14 protein-coding genes are annotated in these 16,323 nt (G+C 60.7%); 9 read left to right on the top strand and 5 right to left on the bottom strand.

All coding sequences use genetic code 11. The annotated features are described in order from the left end of the window. Positions 1 to 23 precede the first annotated feature (23 nt). Positions 24 to 992 carry an ABC transporter substrate-binding protein gene (locus tag M0808_RS15970; protein WP_247841825.1) on the top strand — a complete coding sequence of 323 codons (969 nt, stop codon included), beginning with the start codon at positions 24 to 26 and terminating at the stop codon, positions 990 to 992. Between the two features lie 29 nt (positions 993 to 1,021). Here the strand turns inward: M0808_RS15970 and M0808_RS15965 are convergent, their stop codons facing one another. The 3 genes from M0808_RS15965 to M0808_RS15955 form a co-directional block, all read right to left on the bottom strand. After that, the gene (locus M0808_RS15965) at positions 1,022 to 3,643 is read right to left on the bottom strand and encodes an EAL domain-containing protein (RefSeq protein WP_247841824.1); all 2,622 of its coding nucleotides are present in this window, start codon (positions 3,641 to 3,643) and stop codon (positions 1,022 to 1,024) included. Positions 3,644 to 3,781: 138 nt separating this feature from the next. Beyond that, on the bottom strand, positions 3,782 to 4,522 hold the full coding sequence (locus M0808_RS15960; protein ID WP_247841823.1) for an anti-sigma factor: 741 nt from the start codon (positions 4,520 to 4,522) through the stop codon (positions 3,782 to 3,784). Next, complete coding sequence (locus tag M0808_RS15955) at positions 4,515 to 5,027, bottom strand: sigma-70 family RNA polymerase sigma factor (protein WP_247841822.1); 513 nt, start codon at positions 5,025 to 5,027, stop codon at positions 4,515 to 4,517. Before M0808_RS15955 ends, M0808_RS15960 begins: the two co-directional genes overlap by 8 nt. A gap of 153 nt (positions 5,028 to 5,180) precedes the next feature. Here M0808_RS15955 and M0808_RS15950 point away from each other — a divergent pair, with 153 nt between their 5' ends. The 8 genes from M0808_RS15950 to M0808_RS15915 all read left to right on the top strand — a co-directional run bounded on the left by M0808_RS15950 (position 5,181) and on the right by M0808_RS15915 (position 13,583). Continuing rightward, positions 5,181 to 6,149 carry a metallophosphoesterase gene (locus M0808_RS15950; protein WP_247841821.1) on the top strand — a complete coding sequence of 323 codons (969 nt, stop codon included), beginning with the start codon at positions 5,181 to 5,183 and terminating at the stop codon, positions 6,147 to 6,149. A gap of 14 nt (positions 6,150 to 6,163) precedes the next feature. After that, positions 6,164 to 6,472: a plastocyanin/azurin family copper-binding protein gene (locus M0808_RS15945; RefSeq protein ID WP_098964039.1), complete on the top strand. Its 309-nt coding sequence runs from the start codon at positions 6,164 to 6,166 to the stop codon at positions 6,470 to 6,472. Between the two features lie 239 nt (positions 6,473 to 6,711). Then, positions 6,712 to 7,380, top strand: coding sequence for a GntR family transcriptional regulator (locus M0808_RS15940; RefSeq protein WP_098964038.1), 669 nt, complete (start codon positions 6,712 to 6,714; stop codon positions 7,378 to 7,380). A gap of 79 nt (positions 7,381 to 7,459) precedes the next feature. Beyond that, on the top strand, positions 7,460 to 8,266 hold the full coding sequence (locus tag M0808_RS15935) for an ABC transporter substrate-binding protein (RefSeq protein ID WP_247841820.1): 807 nt from the start codon (positions 7,460 to 7,462) through the stop codon (positions 8,264 to 8,266). An 11-nt stretch (positions 8,267 to 8,277) separates the two neighbouring features. Further along, on the top strand, positions 8,278 to 9,054 hold the full coding sequence (locus M0808_RS15930) for an amino acid ABC transporter permease (protein WP_139053970.1): 777 nt from the start codon (positions 8,278 to 8,280) through the stop codon (positions 9,052 to 9,054). Positions 9,055 to 9,056: 2 nt separating this feature from the next. Beyond that, entirely contained in the window at positions 9,057 to 9,836 is a 780-nt protein-coding gene (locus tag M0808_RS15925) for an amino acid ABC transporter ATP-binding protein (protein WP_247841819.1), read from the top strand. A 170-nt stretch (positions 9,837 to 10,006) separates the two neighbouring features. Further along, positions 10,007 to 11,617, top strand: a complete 1,611-nt coding sequence (locus tag M0808_RS15920; RefSeq protein WP_247841818.1) for a gamma-glutamyltransferase family protein — start codon at positions 10,007 to 10,009, stop codon at positions 11,615 to 11,617. A 106-nt stretch (positions 11,618 to 11,723) separates the two neighbouring features. Next, positions 11,724 to 13,583, top strand: a complete 1,860-nt coding sequence (locus tag M0808_RS15915) for an ABC transporter ATP-binding protein (protein WP_115989767.1) — start codon at positions 11,724 to 11,726, stop codon at positions 13,581 to 13,583. Between the two features lie 60 nt (positions 13,584 to 13,643). Here the strand turns inward: M0808_RS15915 and M0808_RS15910 are convergent, their stop codons facing one another. After that, positions 13,644 to 14,735: a GlxA family transcriptional regulator gene (locus tag M0808_RS15910; protein ID WP_247841817.1), complete on the bottom strand. Its 1,092-nt coding sequence runs from the start codon at positions 14,733 to 14,735 to the stop codon at positions 13,644 to 13,646. A gap of 87 nt (positions 14,736 to 14,822) precedes the next feature. Next, entirely contained in the window at positions 14,823 to 16,223 is a 1,401-nt protein-coding gene (gene gabP, locus M0808_RS15905) for a GABA permease (protein WP_103367075.1), read from the bottom strand. Between the last annotated feature and the right edge of the window lie 100 nt (positions 16,224 to 16,323).

Genomic DNA, 16,323 nt, shown 5'->3' with positions numbered 1-16,323 from the left:
TCACTGTGTTGGAGCGTGCGATTGTGAAAAGAACAAACAGCCTGTTGGCCCCCCTGTTTTCCATCGGCCTGTTGGCCGTCAGTGCGTCGAGCCAGGCCGCCGGTTGGTGCGAGTCGGGCAAACCGGTGAAGTTCGCCGGGCTCAATTGGGAAAGTGGCATGTTGCTCACCGAGGTGCTGCAGATCGTGCTCAAGGATGGTTACGGCTGTGCCGTCGACACGCTGCCCGGCAACTCCATCACCATGGAAAGCGCCTTGGGCAGCAACGATATCCAAGTGTTGGCGGAAGAGTGGGTCGGGCGCAGCGAGGTCTGGAACAAGGCCGCCAGCAGCGGCAAGGTCGTGGGTGTCGGTGCGCCGATCATTGGCGCCACCGAAGGCTGGTATGTGCCGCGGTATCTGGTCGAGGGCGATGCCAAACGCAACCTCAAGCCCAAAGCGCCGAACCTGAAAAACATCGCCGATCTGCCGCAGTACGCCGGGCTGTTCAAGGATCCGGAAGAACCGGGCAAGGGCCGTTTCTACAACTGCCCGGCCGGTTGGACCTGCGAACTGGAAAACAGCGAGATGCTCAAGAGCTACGGCCTGCAAGCCAGCTACACCAACTTCCGCCCCGGCACCGGCCCGGCCCTCGATGCGGCGGTGCTGTCGAGCTACAAGCGCGGCGAGCCGATCCTGTTCTACTACTGGTCGCCAACCCCGCTGATGGGTCAGGTTGATCTGATCAAACTGGGCGAGAAACCCGGCGTCGATAAACAGATCAGCATCAAGGTCGGCCTGTCCAGCGTGTTCCATGCGCAGGCACCCGAACTGGTCGGGGTACTGGAAAAGGTCAATCTGCCCATCGATCTGCTGAACCAGAACCTGGCCCGCATGACCAACGAGCACATCGACTCGCCGAAACTGGCGAAGATATTCTTCAAGGAACACCCGGAAATCTGGCACACCTGGGTCAGCGATGCAGCGGCGAAAAAGATCGACGCGACGCTTTAGTTCGAATCCGGGCAGGGACGCCCGCTTGGCTAGATGACGCGACCTTTCTTCGACGGCGAATGATCGGCCGGCCCGGTTCTGGCGGTTTGCAACAACCGGGCGAACGCCGTTTTGTCTATTGGTCGACTCATGAAATAACCCTGCACCTCATTGCATTGATCCTTGCCGAGAATCTCCAGTTGCTCCTCGGTTTCCACGCCTTCGGCGGTCACGGTCAGGCCCATGGCTTTGCCCAGGCCGATGATCGCCTGAACCACGGCGCGATCGTTGGCGCCGTTGCTGATCGAGGCGATGAAGCGTTTGTCGATCTTGATCCCGTCGAACGGGTAGGCGCGCAGGTAGCCGAGGGACGAATAGCCGGTGCCGAAGTCGTCCATGTTTAGGCGCACCCCGAGTTGCTTGAGCGCATTCATCGTGGCCAGCGCGCCGTCGGTGTCGACGAGCATCACGTTTTCGGTGATTTCCAGTTCCAGGCGACTGGCCGGGAAACGGGTCTGGATCAGTGCTTCGCGCACGTCTTCGACGACATCGCTGAGGGCAAACTGCGCCGGCGACAGATTGACCGAGAGCAGAATGTCCGACGGCCAGCTCAGTGCGGTTTCACAGGCTTCACGCAATACCCAGCGCCCCAGCGCCACGATCAGGTCGGTCTGTTCCGCCAGGCCGATGAACACGTCCGGCCCCAGCAGGCCCTTGGTCGGGTGTTGCCAGCGCACCAATGCCTCGACCGAGACGATGTGCTTGCCGTCGACGGTGTAGCGCGGCTGGTAATGCAGGATGAATTCGTCGTTCTTCAACGCGCCACGCAGATCGCTTTCCATTTGCCGGCGGGTCTGGATCTGGTCGTTCATGTGCGCTTCGAAATAGCACCAGGTGTTCTTGCCCTCGGACTTAGCCTGATACAGCGCGATGTCGGCGCAACGGATCAACTCGCTGGGCACGAAGCCCTGGCGGCGGCTCAGAGCGATACCGATGCTGGCCCCGACGTGCAGCGGATGGTGCTCGAAGACCATCGGTTGATGCAGGCTCTCGACCAGCCGGGTACAAAAGCGGTCGACCTCTTGCCGAGTGTCCATGCCATTGAGCACCACGACAAATTCGTCACCGCCCAGGCGGGCGACGATGTCGTGCTCACGGGTGCGTTCGCGCAGGCGACTGGCGACTTCCTGCAACACCGCATCACCGGCCGGATGGCCGAGCGAGTCGTTGATCGGCTTGAAGTTGTCCAGATCGATCACCAGCAACGACAGTGGCGGGGCATGCTCTTTGAGCAGCAGCGCGTCATCCAGATAACGCGACAACTGATTGCGATTGGGCAGGCCGGTCAAGGCGTCGTGCATCGACAGGTGCTGGATCTGCGCATGGGCGGCGACTTCGTCGGTGATGTCGCTGGCGGTGCCGCGATAGCCGCTCACGGCGTGCTTGTCGAGGATCGGGCGTGCCGACAACCGGCAATGACGTTGCTGCCCGGCATGATCGCGGTAGGTGCAACGCAGGTCGCTAACATTGCTGTCTTCGGTGAGTTTTTTCAGCCACAGCTCCAGCGGCGTGGTATCGCAGGACACCAGTTGCCCGATGCCTGGCCCCAGCCACTCGGTTTGCGGGTAACCGGTCACCTCGCTGAAGCGCGCCGAGAGATAGGTCAGGCGCAGCTGATTGTCGACTTCCCAGATCCAGTCCGATGCGGCTTCGGCCACCGCGCGAAAGCGTTCTTCACTGGCTTCCAGCGCGTGGTTGGCCGCCTCCAGCGCCTGATTCGAGGTCTTCAACGTGCTGAAACTCTGATCGACGTAGGTCGACGATCGCACGGCGTGACGCAGGAAATAGGCGGTCAACAGCATCAGCACGGCCAGCACGCTGCCGAGCGTTGGCAGCAATGACCACAACAATTGCTGCCCGGGTCGCTTCAGATCTGCCGTCAAGCTGAAACCGGTACTGTCCAGCGGCACGCGTGGTTGCTCCCCGCTGAGCTGTTCATCCGGCATCAGCGTCAGGTTGTTCAGGCCATAGGCCACGCCAAGCGCTTGCAGTTTGGCCGGTGTCAGCTTGTCGACGAATACCAGCACCGAGGTCTGTTGCGGATCGCCCACTGGACGCTCATCGTTGGGCAGAATGGCCGCCGCCGTGACCAGCGCCGGCCAGCCGTCGAACAGCGAGTAAGTGCTGACAGGCACAGTCAGATCAGACTGGTTTTGCACCTGATCAATCAACGACGCGGCAGGCACCGCGAGCCAGTGCGCGATGTCCGCGTCTTCCTGCTGTCCCTGCACCACGGCGTATTTGGTGCGCTGCCGATCCAGCACGAACACGCCGTCATAACCGTCAGTGGTGAACAGCGTCTTGCCAATGTTCTGTTGGGTGTACGCCCAGTCGGTATCGACCTGGGTGTGCAGGTGCTCATAGGCGGTGGTCCAGTCAGCGTAACTGGTGATGTAGCTCTTTGAGCTGCTGATGCGGTTTTCCAGGGCGCGGGCCGTGTAGAAACGGTTTTGCTCGACATCCTCGCGATCCAGGCGAGCGGCAATGCCGAGCAGGGTGCCGATAGCGGCAATCACCCCGACGATAAACAGCGTGCCGACCGCAAACGCCAGGCGGCGGGTGATTGCGCTTTGCTGAGGCGGAACCGGCGTGGCAGGAGCGAAACTGTCCATATGCTCGTCCTTGGTAGCTTGGGTTTGCTCATCTGGAACAGCGGCCCGAGCGCAATGTTCAATCTGTTGCTGACGATTGCGCTGCGGCGGATTTCTCAAGCGTAGTGAATGCGCGAGGATTTTGCCTTTGAGGCCACGCTATTGCGCTCTGAGCAACTGCCCCAACGCCTGCAGCTCAGCTTTCTCCGCATCCGACACCAGCACGAAACGCATATAACTGGCCTGCCACGACACCACATTGAAGCCGCGCAAGCTTTGGCTTTGCACGGCTTTATCAGCCTCGCTCGTAGGCAGGATGAACACGTTGATGATGTGTTTGCCATGCCCATAGCTCAGGGCAGCGGTGGTCTGGTGTTGCAGGTAATCCAGGCGCCCGCCGAGCAAGGGAAAGCCCTGCGCCGAGTAGTCGGAAACCGGGGGCGAGAAGTCGAGTTTGCCGGTGAACCACGGTTTTACGGTGTGGCGGTCGGAGGACACCACGTCGTTGAGGTGTTCGCCCATCAACGAGCGCACATGGCTGGACACGGCCTCGTCGATCAAGGGTTGCTCGCTGCCCGGAGTAGCGACATACAGCACCATCGCCAGGGCCAGCGCTGCGGCGGAAAAGCCCGGAGCCAGCCATTTTTGCCAGCGCCGGATGACCCCCGGCGCAGGTGTGTCGGCTGCGAACACGCTGGCCGCCAATGAGGCGGGGGCGGGGTAGTACGGCGCATGGCGCTTCACGCTGACCTTGAGCAACTTCGCTTGATCATGCAGCCGCGCGCACTCGGCGCAGGCGCTCAAGTGCGCTGCCACCTGCGTAGCTGTCGCCGGATCAAGTTCCTGATCCAGATAGCCGTGCAGCTGTGTCTGGCAAACCGTGCAGTCGAGTTCATTCATGATCGTGCAACTTCAGTAGTTCGAGCTTGAGCAGGGCCCGTGCCCGGGCCAGCCTGGACATGACGGTGCCGATGGGAATATCGACCACCAGAGCGATGTCCTTGTAGGGCAGGTCTTCGAGTTCCTTGAGCACAATCACCTCGCGAAACGCCGGCGGCAGAGCGCACAGCGCTTGCTGCAGCAACGCGGCGTTTTCCGTGTGAATGGCCAGCAATTCCGGGGTCTGGCTATGGCTCAGGGGGCCGTCGTCAGTCGCCATGTCGTCATCGATGGCGACCCAATGGCGTCCGGCCGAGGCCTTGAGCCAGGTGTAGCTTTCGTTGCGCACGATGGTCAGAAACCACGCCTTGGCGTTGCCATCGGCGAAACGCTGCAAAAACCGGAAGGCGCGCAGCGCGCTTTCCTGCACGACATCGCGCGCAGCGCTGTCGTTGCCGGTGAGCCAGCGCGCAAGGTTGTAGGCCGCGTCCAGATGGGGCGCAATCAGTTCCTCAAATCGCTTCATGGTCGGTTCCGCACCGTCACACCCCTATAACCGTGCTGCGGCAGGTTTTATTCGCGGCAAAAGATTTATTTTTTACCGTGGAATAAAGCCTCGCGCGGCCAGGTTTACCTCGTGTCAGCTACCTCACTGTAGTTCGCCCGCGAGGACATACCGATGGACATTCAAGCAAAACATCCGCTGCGTACCGACGGCCCGCTCAACCCGGACCGGCGAACCCTGCTCAAATGCTCGGCGTGGGCCGGGGCAGGAGTACTCTGGGCCTTGAGCGGCGGGATTCCCAAAGCCTTTGCGCTGGACGAGGCGGGCAACGTCAATGATCCAAAAGCGCTGGCCAGCACCTTTCACTTCGTACAGATCAGCGACTCGCACATCGGCTTCAACAAGGAAGCCAATCCGGAGCCGGTCAAGACCTTGCAAGTGGCGATCGACAAGGTCATCGCACTGCCCAAACGGCCGTCACTGATCCTGCACACCGGCGACATCACCCACCTGTCCAAACCTGAGGAATTCGACACCGCCGCACAGCTGCTCAAAGGCCTGCCATCCACCGTGTATTACGTGCCCGGCGAACACGACACCCTCGACGAGGGCGGCGGCAAGCTTTATCTGGAACGCTACGGCAAGGGCACCAAAGGAAACGGTTGGTACAGTTTCGATGACCATGGCGTGCACTTCATTGGGCTGATTAATGTGTTCAATTTCCAGGCCGGCCACGAAGCCACCCTCGGCGCCGATCAACTGGCCTGGCTGGCGGATGACTTGCGCGCGGTCAGCAGCAGCACGCCCATCGTCGTGTTCACGCACATCCCGCTGTGGACCATTTATCAGCCGTGGGGCTGGGGCACCGAGGATGGCGATCAAGCAATAGCGATGCTGCGCAAGTACGGTTCAGTGACGGTGCTCAACGGGCACATCCATCAGGTGATCCAGAAAGTCGAAGGCAATATCACCTTTCACACCGCCCGTGGCACGGCCTATCCGCAGCCGGCACCGGGTGCCGCACCGTCGCCGGGGCCGATGACGGTGGCAGCCGATCAATTGCGCAATTACCTGGGGATCACCGACGTGCGCGCGACTCAGGGCGATCATCCGCTGGCACTGATTGATTCGACACTGGTGTGACGGAGGGCGAACCGATGAAAACGCGACTGTTGGCGCTGATGGGCCTGTTGCTGGCAATGCCGCTGTGGGCCGCGGAAGTGAAGATCGACATCAAGGAATTCATGTTCGCCCCCAAGGACCTGACCGTGGCCGTCGGCACCAAGGTGACGTGGGTCAATGACGATCAGATTCCGCACACGGTGGCAGAAACCCACAAGGTATTTCGCTCGGGAGCGCTGGACACCAATGACAGCTTTTCCTGGGTGTTCGATACGCCGGGGGAGTTTGAATATTTTTGTGTGTTGCATCCGCAGATGATCGGCAAGGTGGTGGTGACGCAGTGATACATACCGCACGGGTGCCGTTGAGTTGAGTGTTACTCAGCTACCAATCTGCACCTTTGCGGGGCTCGCCATGGGCCATCGGGTAGCACTACTCAAGTTTCGCGCTGCAGGATCTGATCGCTGTTGTTTTGTTAAATCATTCAAATCAAGCGCTTGGCACGGTGCGGAGAAATCTGGCATGCATCGTGCTTTTTTTGTATCCGTGGATAATTGGATACAAAAAGACAAAAGGTGCTGCCATGCAATTCGCTCCCGCCTACGATCAGCGTCAACCGATGACCGCCGAGGAAGAGGCCTACAACTTTCTGTTGGAAGGCATTTGCGGTGGTCGTTATCGCAAGGGCGACCGGTTGATCGCCGAGGACATCGCCAGTGAAATCGGCATGAGCCGCATGCCGGTGCGCGAAGCCTTTCGCCGCCTCGATGCGCAGGGCCTGGTGACGCTGCGGCCCAACCGCGGCGCAGTGGTCAGCGGTCTGGATGTCGAGCAAATGCATGAAGTGTTCGAGATGCGCAGCGCTCTGGAGGGGCTGGCGATTCGCATCGCTGTGCCCAAGATCAGCGAGCGTCAGTTGACCGCGCTGGAGCGGCTGCTCGATGAAATGGACGACTACCGCGAGGAGAGTGCGGCGTGGGTCAGCCGCCATCGCAAGTTCCATGAATACCTGTGCAGCCTCAGCGATCGCCCACGACTGCTGAAGCAGATCAGCGCCCTCTATTCGCTGATCGAAGCGCCGATGCGCCTTTGGCTGCAGCACATCGAAAAGCCCCTGAGTGCGCGCCAGGAACACCAGATGATCCTCGATGCGATTCGCGCCGGCGACGCCAGCAAGGCCGAGGCCGTGGTGCGCGAGCACATCGAAGGCACGGTGCCCGAACTGATCAAGTTTCTGCAATCGGAAAAATAACCACAGAGCGGAACACGAGTCCGCCGATGTTTTGACTTTGAGTACTGCCCCGTTACTAACCGAACTGGAGTGTCTGGTCATGCATACGTCTCGCCTGTTACTGGCTGCAATCTCCCTGGGCCTCTGTTCGCAGTGGGCGCTTGCCGCACCCACGGTGCCGGAGCGTCTGGTCAAGGTCGACAAACTCACCTATTGCTCGGGCATGGATTCGCCGCCACTGGTGTCCTTCGATGAAGTGCAAAAGCCCAACGGGCTGACCGTCGACCTCGGCCTGGAAATCGCCAAACGTCTAGGCGACAAGAAGGTCGATTGGCGGGTGATTCCATTCTCCGGATTGCTCCCGGCCCTGCTCGCCAAACAGTGCGACATGATCGTCGATCAGTTGTTCGACAAGCCTGAGCGCCGCGAGGTTATCGACATCGTCAATTACATGTATTCCAGTCAGGCGGTGGTGGTGCCCAAGGGCAATCCGAAGGCGCTGAAAACCCTTGCGGATCTCAGCGGGCACAAGATCGCGGTGCTCAACGGTTCGACCATCAAGACCCTGCTCGACACCGAGAATGAAAGCCTGAGCAAGACCGGCAAGCCGCCGATGAAACTGGTGGTCTACAACACCGATACCGATGCCTTCCAGGCCCTGCGCATCAATCAGGTCGACGCTTACGGCACCACCGTAGAAACCGCCGGCTATTACGCGGCGATGGCGCCGGACCTGTTCGAGGAAGGCGTGCCAGCCTTCAGCCGGATCCTCACCGGTCTGGGCATTCGCAAGGATGATGCGCAACTGAGCGCCGCCGTGCAGCAAATCATCACCGACATGCGCAGCGATGGCAGCTACAACCAGCTCTTGAACAAGTGGCACGTCTCCAGCGACACACTCGATTGAGGTAAGCGTTGATGAACTTCAATTGGGATGTGTTTTGGCAGTACCTGTTGCAGCCCAGCGGCGTGTACCTCACCGGCCTCTGGCTGACGTGCCTGATCAGTTTGCTGGCGATGTTGCTGGGCTGTGTGCTGGGGCTGGCCGCCGCGCTGCTGCGCTTGTCGAAGAACCCTTTACTGCATCTGCCGGTGCGTTTTTATGTGTGGCTGATGCGCGGCACACCGTTGCTGGTGCAGATCGTTTTCCTCTACACCGCGCTGGCGGCGGGCGGGATTTTTCGCTTCGAAGACATTGAGCTGTTCGGGCTGGTGATCCCCGGCAACATTCAGGCGGCGATCATTGCTCTGGGCCTCAACGAAGGTGCGTACATGGCCGAGATCATCCGCGCCGGGATCGGCGCCGTGGACAAGGGCCAGTACGAGGCCGGCCGTTCACTGGGCATGACCTTCGCCAAACTGATGCGTCGCATCGTGCTGCCGCAAGCGTTCCGGGTGATCGTGCCGCCGCTGGGCAACGAGTTCAACGTGATGCTGAAAAACACCACGCTGGTCAGCGTGATCGGCGTGCAAGAGCTGTTGCTCAGCACGCAGATGGTCACCTCGGCGACCTTTCGGGTGTTCGAGTTGTACTTGGTGGTGGCGATCTATTTCCTGTTGCTCACCACGCTGTGGGGCTTCTTTCAGCGCTGGCTGGAGAACCGTTTCGGCCAGTCCGACCGACCTTCTGCGCCACCGCCGGCCTCCAGCCGGATGTTCGGTCGCAGCACTTTGAAACTGCTGAGGGGGCGTTAATCATGGCGCAGCAAAGTGACGAGCTGATCATCGAGGCGCTGAACATTCACAAGGCCTTCGGTGATCTGCAGATTCTCAAAGGCATCTCGCTGCAAGTGCGACGCGGTGAAGTGGTGGTGCTGATCGGCGCTTCGGGCTCGGGCAAGACCACGTTTATTCGCTGCATCAATCTGCTTGAAGACATTCAGGGCGGGGAAATTCGCGTCAGCGGCCGGCCCATGGGTTATCGCACCCGGGCGGACGGCAGTCTGGTGCGCGACTCGGAACGCAACATCGCTCGTCAACGCCGGGACATTGGCATGGTGTTCCAGCGCTTCAACCTGTTCCCGCACATGACCGCGCTGGAAAACATCATCGAAGCACCGATTCAGGTGTTGGGTGTGCCGCGCCAGGCCGCGCTGGAGCAGGCGCACGCACTGCTCAAGCGAGTCGGGCTGGCGGACAAGGCCAGTCATTACCCCTCGATGCTTTCCGGCGGTCAGCAGCAACGCGTCGCCATTGCCCGAGCGCTGGCGATGAAGCCTCAGGCGATGCTGTTCGACGAACCCACCAGCGCCCTCGACCCGGAAACTGTCGGCGAGGTTCTGCAAGTGATGAAGGAGTTGGCCGAGGAGGGCATGACCATGGTCGTGGTCACCCATGAAATGGGTTTTGCCCGCGAGGTGGCCGACCGGGTGGTGGTGCTCGATCAGGGTGAACTGATCGAACAAGGCCCGCCGGAGCAGATTTTCAGCCGGCCCACCCATCCCCGTACCCAGGCCTTTCTCAGCCGCGTGCTGTGAACTTCACAAGGATATTGACGATGCGTTTATCGAGCTTGTACGCGGAGCCGCAGCCCCGACACGTTGAAGAACTTCGAGAAGATCGCCGAAAAACATCCAGCGCCTGATCACCCGCGAATGGAACCGGATCAAGTCCGGCCAATGAATTGCTGATTTGAAGAGCCTTTGCCATGTTGAAATTCTCTGCTCACGAATATCCCTATCCATCGCAACGCCAAAGCGTCTTCGCCCGTCGTGGCATGGTCGCGGCGTCTCAGCCACTCGCCGCGCAGGCCGGCATCGAGATGCTGCAGAAGGGTGGAAATGCAATCGACGCCGCCATCGCCACGGCGGCGGCACTGACCGTGGTCGAGCCTACGGGCTGCGGCCTGGGCGGTGATGCGTTTGCGCTGGTCTGGTTCAAGGATCAGTTGCATGGCCTCAATGCCAACGGCCATGCCCCGGCGTCGCTAAGTATCGAAGCGGTCAAGGCGACCGGCCATGAACAGATGCCGCTGTATGGCTGGACGCCAGTGACGGTGCCCGGTTGCCCATCGGCCTGGGCCGAGCTGTCGCAACGCTTTGGCGTGTTGCCGTTCGCCGATCTGCTGCAACCGGCGATCAGTCTGGCCAGAGACGGTTTTCCGCTGTCGCCGGTGGTTGCCCATCAGTGGCAGATCGCGCTGGATGAGTTCAGTCCCCATCGTGATGAAGTGCTACAGGCCTGGTTCGATACGTTTCTGATTGACGGTCGCGCGCCCAAGGCCGGGGAGATTTTCCGTAACCCGGCGCAGGCGCGAACCCTTGAAGAATTGGCGGCTACCCGTTGCGAGAGTTTGTATCGCGGCGCGTTGGCGCAACGCCTGGACGCGCATTCACGAGCTACCGGCGGCTATCTGCGCGCCACGGATCTGGAGCATTACCGCGCGCAATGGGTCGAGCCGATTCACGTCAATTACCGGGGCGTGGATGTCTGGGAAATTCCACCGAGCGGGCAAGGTCTGGTTGCGCTGATGGCGCTGAAGATTCTTGAAGGCTTCGACTTCGATCACCGTGACAGCCAGCAGACCTGGCACCGGCAACTGGAGGCGATGAAGCTGGCCTACAGCGATGGCCTGCACTACATCACCGATCCGCTGCACATGCGCGTGGCCGTCGCCGATCTGTTGAGTGACGAGTACAGCGCCCGCCGCCGCGCTCAGATCGGCGAACAAGCGCAGCCGCCGAAGTCGGGTGATCCTCACGCCAGCGGCACGGTGTACCTGGCCACGGCGGACGGGCAGGGCAATATGGTGTCGTTCATTCAGAGCAATTACCACGGCTTCGGCTCAGGCGTGGTGCTGCCTGACAGCGGCATTGCCCTGCAAAACCGTGGGCAGGAATTCAGCCTGGATCCCGAGCATGCCAACGCGTTGGCGCCGGGCAAAAAGACCTTTCACACGATCATTCCCGGCTTCCTCACCAAAGACGGTCAGGCGTTGGGCCCGTTCGGTGTGATGGGCGGCTACATGCAGCCGCAGGGCCATGTGCAGATGGTGATGAACCTGGTGGATTTCGGCCTGAACCCGCAGTCGGCACTGGACGCGCCGCGCTGGCAGTGGCTGGGTGGGATGAAGGTCGGCATCGAGCAGGGCGCCTCAAGGGATCTGGCCAACGCGTTGGCGCGTCGCGGGCATGAGGTGCAGATCGCCAGTGACCTGACGGATTACGGCAGAGGACAGATTATTCTGCGTGATCCAGTGACGGGCGTACTGTGTGGCGGGACTGAGCCGCGGGCGGATTCGCATATCGCAGTCTGGTAGAGACGGCAGGCACTCGTCAGGTCGGGAGCACACACTTTTTCACAAAGACCTCCCGGGATCCAATCGGTGGCAGAATCTCCCTGACTTGAACGTTCAGGAGAACATCATGCTTCGTGTGTTTGAACGAAGACTCGACCCTTTCCCGCCTGACGAGGTGCCACCGCCACCCAACGGTCTGGCTAAATTTCTCTGGGCCTGCACTCGCGGCGCTCGCGGCTACATTCTGGCACTGGCGTTGCTCAGCGCTGCTGTGTCGATCTATGAAGCCTGGCTGTTTTCCTTCCTCGGCCAGGTCGTCGATCTGCTCTCGACGTGGCAGGCCGGCGGCGAAGCGGCGGTACAGGAGAGCCGTGTGTTGTGGGGCATGGGCATCGTCATGGTCTTGAGTGTCGGGCTGGTGGCGTTGCGCACCATGGTCCAGCACCAGATTCTGGCGATTAACCTGCCGCTGCGCCTGCGCTGGGATTTCCATCGGTTGATGCTGCGGCAGAGCCTTTCGTTTTTCTCCGACGAGTTCTCCGGCCGGGTCACGACCAAAGTCATGCAGACGGCGCTTGCTGTACGCGACGTGCTGTTCACCATGATCGAGATCTTGCCGGGGATTGGCGTGTACTTCATCGCGATCATTGCCCTGGCCGGCGGTTTTGCGCTGAAGCTGATGCTGCCGTTTCTCGCTTGGGTCGTGCTGTTCGGTCTGGCCATGTGGTACTTCGTGCCGCGCCTGGGCAAGGTCGGTCAGGAGCAGGCCAATGCGCGGTCGATGATGACCGGGCGTATCGCCGACGCGTACACCAACATCACCACGGTGAAGCTGTTTTCCCACTCCAACCGCGAAGCGCACTTTGCGCGGGCGGCGATGGAAGATTTCAAGCAGACCGGCTTTCGCCAGATGCGTCTGGTCAGCCTGTTCGAGATCGTCAATCAGGCCTTGGTGGTGGCGTTGATCATGTCTGCCGGCGGCTACGCCCTGTGGCTGTGGCACCAGGGTGACGTCGGCGCCGGTGCGGTGGCGGCGATCACCGCCATGGCGTTGCGGATCAATGGCATGTCGAACTGGATCATGTGGCAAATGACCTCGCTGTTCGAAAGCATCGGTACCGTCCAGGACGGCATGGCGACGTTGACCCAAGGCACCAAAGTGCAAGATGCGCCGGATGCTGGCGTGCTGGTGACCTCCGGCGGCGCGGTGACGTTCGACAAGGTGAAGTTCAACTACGGTGGCGAGCGTCAGGTGCTCGATGGCCTGAGCCTGAGCATTCGTCCCGGTGAAAAAATCGGTCTGGTGGGCCGCTCCGGTGCGGGCAAATCGACGCTGATCAACCTGCTGCTGCGTTTCTATGACGTCGACAGCGGCGAGATTCGTATCGACGGCCAGAACATTGCGCACGTAACCCAGGACAGCCTGCGCAGCGCGATCGGTATGGTCACCCAGGACACTTCGCTGCTGCACCGCTCGATTCGCGACAACATTGCCTACGGCCGGCCCGATGCCACTGACGCACAGATCCGCCGCGCCGCTGCCAATGCGCAGGCTGACGAGTTCATCAGCCAACTCAGCGACCGTCAGGGCCATACCGGCTACGACACTCTGGTAGGTGAACGCGGGATCAAGCTGTCCGGCGGCCAGCGGCAACGGGTGGCGATCGCTCGGGTGATGCTGAAGAACGCGCCGATCCTGCTGCTCGACGAAGCCACCAGTGCACTGGACTCGGAAGTCGAAGTGGCGATTCAGGAAAGCCTCGATGACATGATGCAGGGCAAGACCGTGATCGCGATCGCGCATCGGCTGTCGACGATTGCAGCGATGGACCGGCTGATTGTCATGGATGACGGGCGCATCATCGAGCAGGGCACCCATTCCGAATTGCTGGAGAAGAACGGCGTGTATGCGCGGCTGTGGGCGCATCAGAGCGGCGGGTTTCTTGGAGAAGACAAAGGCGTGGTGGAGGCCTTGGATCAGGCGTAAACGGGCAGGGCACATGGCCGGGGCATCTTTTGTGTTCCCGGCCGATTTGCCTCGGTTCATTCAAGCCAGATCGGCACTCGCCATCATCCGAACACTGGCAAACGTCGATTCGTTTCTCGCCTGATCGAGCGTTGTCAGTGTGTTGATCGATGACGGCGGCGTTGCCCGTTTACGACTCATTGCAGAACCAGAGCGCTCGTCGCTCGGCGGCACCCCAAACTGCTCGCGATAGCATTTTGAGAAATGCGGTGTGGAGGCAAATCCGCAGACATACGCCAGTTCCACGATCGACAGCGAGGTTTGCTTGAGCAGTTGTCGCGCGCGAATCAGCCGCAACCTCAAGTAGTAGCGTGACGGCGTGCATTGCAGGTATTTCTGAAACAGCCGCTCCAGCTGTCGGCGTGACAGATCGACGTATTCGGCAAGGTTGTCCAGCTCGATCGGTTCCTCAAGATTGGCCTCCATCAACGCAACGACTTCTTGCAGCTTGGGCTGATGTGTACCGACCACATGCTTGAGCGGTACGCGTTGATGGTCCTGCTCGTTGCGGATGCGCTCGTATACAAACATCTCGGAGATGGCGGCGGATAACTCACGACCATGATCGCGGGCGATCAGGTGCAGCATCATGTCCAGCGGCGCTGTTCCTCCGGAACTGGTAAAGCGGTTGCGGTCGAGGGTGAAGAGGCTGGTGCTGACCCTGACGCGTGGAAAAGCTTCCTGCATGGCCGCCAGAAATTCCCAATGCACGCTGCACTCATAACCATCGAGCAATCCGGCTTTGGCGAGTGCCCAGCTACCGGTGCACACACCGCCCAAACGTCTGGATTGCCGGGCCAGCGCTTGCAGCCAGGATGTGTGCTCACGAGTAATCACGCTCTGGATGCCGACCCCGCCACAAACAATCACCGTGTCCGCCACGCCGGGGTTACTCCACGAGCCATCCGGCGTGATCGGGACCCCGTCGCTGGCCCAAACAGCCGCACCATTGGCGCTGAAGGTATGCCAGCGATACAGCGTTCGCCCCGACAATTGATTGGCCATGCGCAGTGGTTCGACGGCGGATGCCAGCGACATGAGGGTGAATTTATCCAACAGCAGAAACCCGACGGATTGGGTCGTACCGTCGGCCACGGAGGGGGTCGATGACATCGTGTCCTCACAGGAATCGGTCTGAGATGCAGGCGTCGGTCATTCCCCAGGTCTTCGCCAAGGGAATGTCGGCTTCGGCGTGAACGCCTAGCCCACCGACGTTGCGCGTGCCGCCGGGGCAGGGTGACGCGACGTGATCAGGCCAATAAAGGAGATTGCCAGCGCCAGGCCAATGGTGGTGGTGACTTCGGTGCGGTGCTGCGGGGTGATCATCATGACCGCCAGCGCCGCGCAGATGAAGCCGATCACCAGCCACGTCAGCCATGGAAACAGCCACATGCGGAAGGTCAGCTCGACCTTGCGCTGTTGCAATATCCGCCGCATGCGCAGCTGCGACACCGCAATGGCGAGGTACACCAGAAGGGCAATCGCCCCGGAACTGGCCAGCAGGAACTCGAACAGCCCGGCGGGCATGAAGTAGCTCCACACGGTGATCGACGCACCCAGCACGGTGCTGGCGATCACGGCGGCCCGTGGCACGCCGGCCGCGGAAGTCGCCTTCAGCGCTTTCGGTGCATCGCCGCGACGGCCAAGCGAGTACAGCATGCGCGAGGCAATGTAGATCGAGGAGTTCATGCAACTGGCCACGGCGATCAGCACGACAACGTCGACCATGAACTTGGCGTTAGGAATGTTCATGATTTCCAGGGCGCGCTGATACGAGCCCACCGAGGCCAGCAACGGATCATTCCACGGCACTACGGAGATGACCACGAAGATCGACAGCAGGTAGAACACGCCGATGCGCCAGATCACCGAGCGGGTGGCCTTGGCAATGTTCTGCGCCGGATTATTCGATTCGGCGGCCGCGATGGTCACCGCTTCCGTGCCGATGAAGCTGAACATGATCGTGATGAAAGCGCCGACCACCGCCGACAAGCCGTTGGGCGCAAATCCGCCGTGCTCGGCCATCAGGCCGCTCAACCCGCTGACTTCGCGGTCGGGCACCCAGCCCATCAACACGGCAAAACCGACCCCGATGAAGCCGATGATCGCCACAACCTTGGCCATGGCGAACCAGAATTCGAACTCACCATACTTGGACACGCTGAACAGGTTGGTCACCACCAGCGCAATGATCGATCCCAACGCGAACAGCCAGGCATCGACCTGCGGAAACCATTGGTGCAGCACATGCCCGGCCGCCAGTGCTTCGATGGGAATCACCAATACCCAGAACCACCAGTACAGCCAACCGATGGTAAAACCGGCCCAGCGGCCGATGGCCTGGTCGGCGTAGGTGGAGAACGAACCGGTGTCCGGATTGGCCACCGCCATCTCGCCGAGCATGCGCATGACCAGCACGACGAGCAAACCGGAAAACAGATAGGCGAGCAGCACCGCCGGCCCTGCTGCGGCAATCGCGTGTCCTGAACCAACGAACAAACCGGCGCCGATAATCCCGGCGATGGACAGCATTGTGACGTGACGAGGCTTGAAGCCCTGCGCCAATTGGCTACTCGAATCCATGGAGTTCGGGCTGATCATCGGTATTTTTATTCTCTGCTGATCGACATTTAAGCAATTGAACGGGCACACGATCGGTCACCATCGTTGCCTGCTGAACTCCCGAGAGAAGCCCGTCCAA

This window comes from Pseudomonas sp. MWU12-3103b (genome assembly GCF_023100615.1).
GTDB lineage: Bacteria > Pseudomonadota > Gammaproteobacteria > Pseudomonadales > Pseudomonadaceae > Aquipseudomonas > Aquipseudomonas putida_A.
Note: the sequence above shows the minus strand (reverse complement) of the source record. Positions and strands in the feature narration are given on the sequence as shown.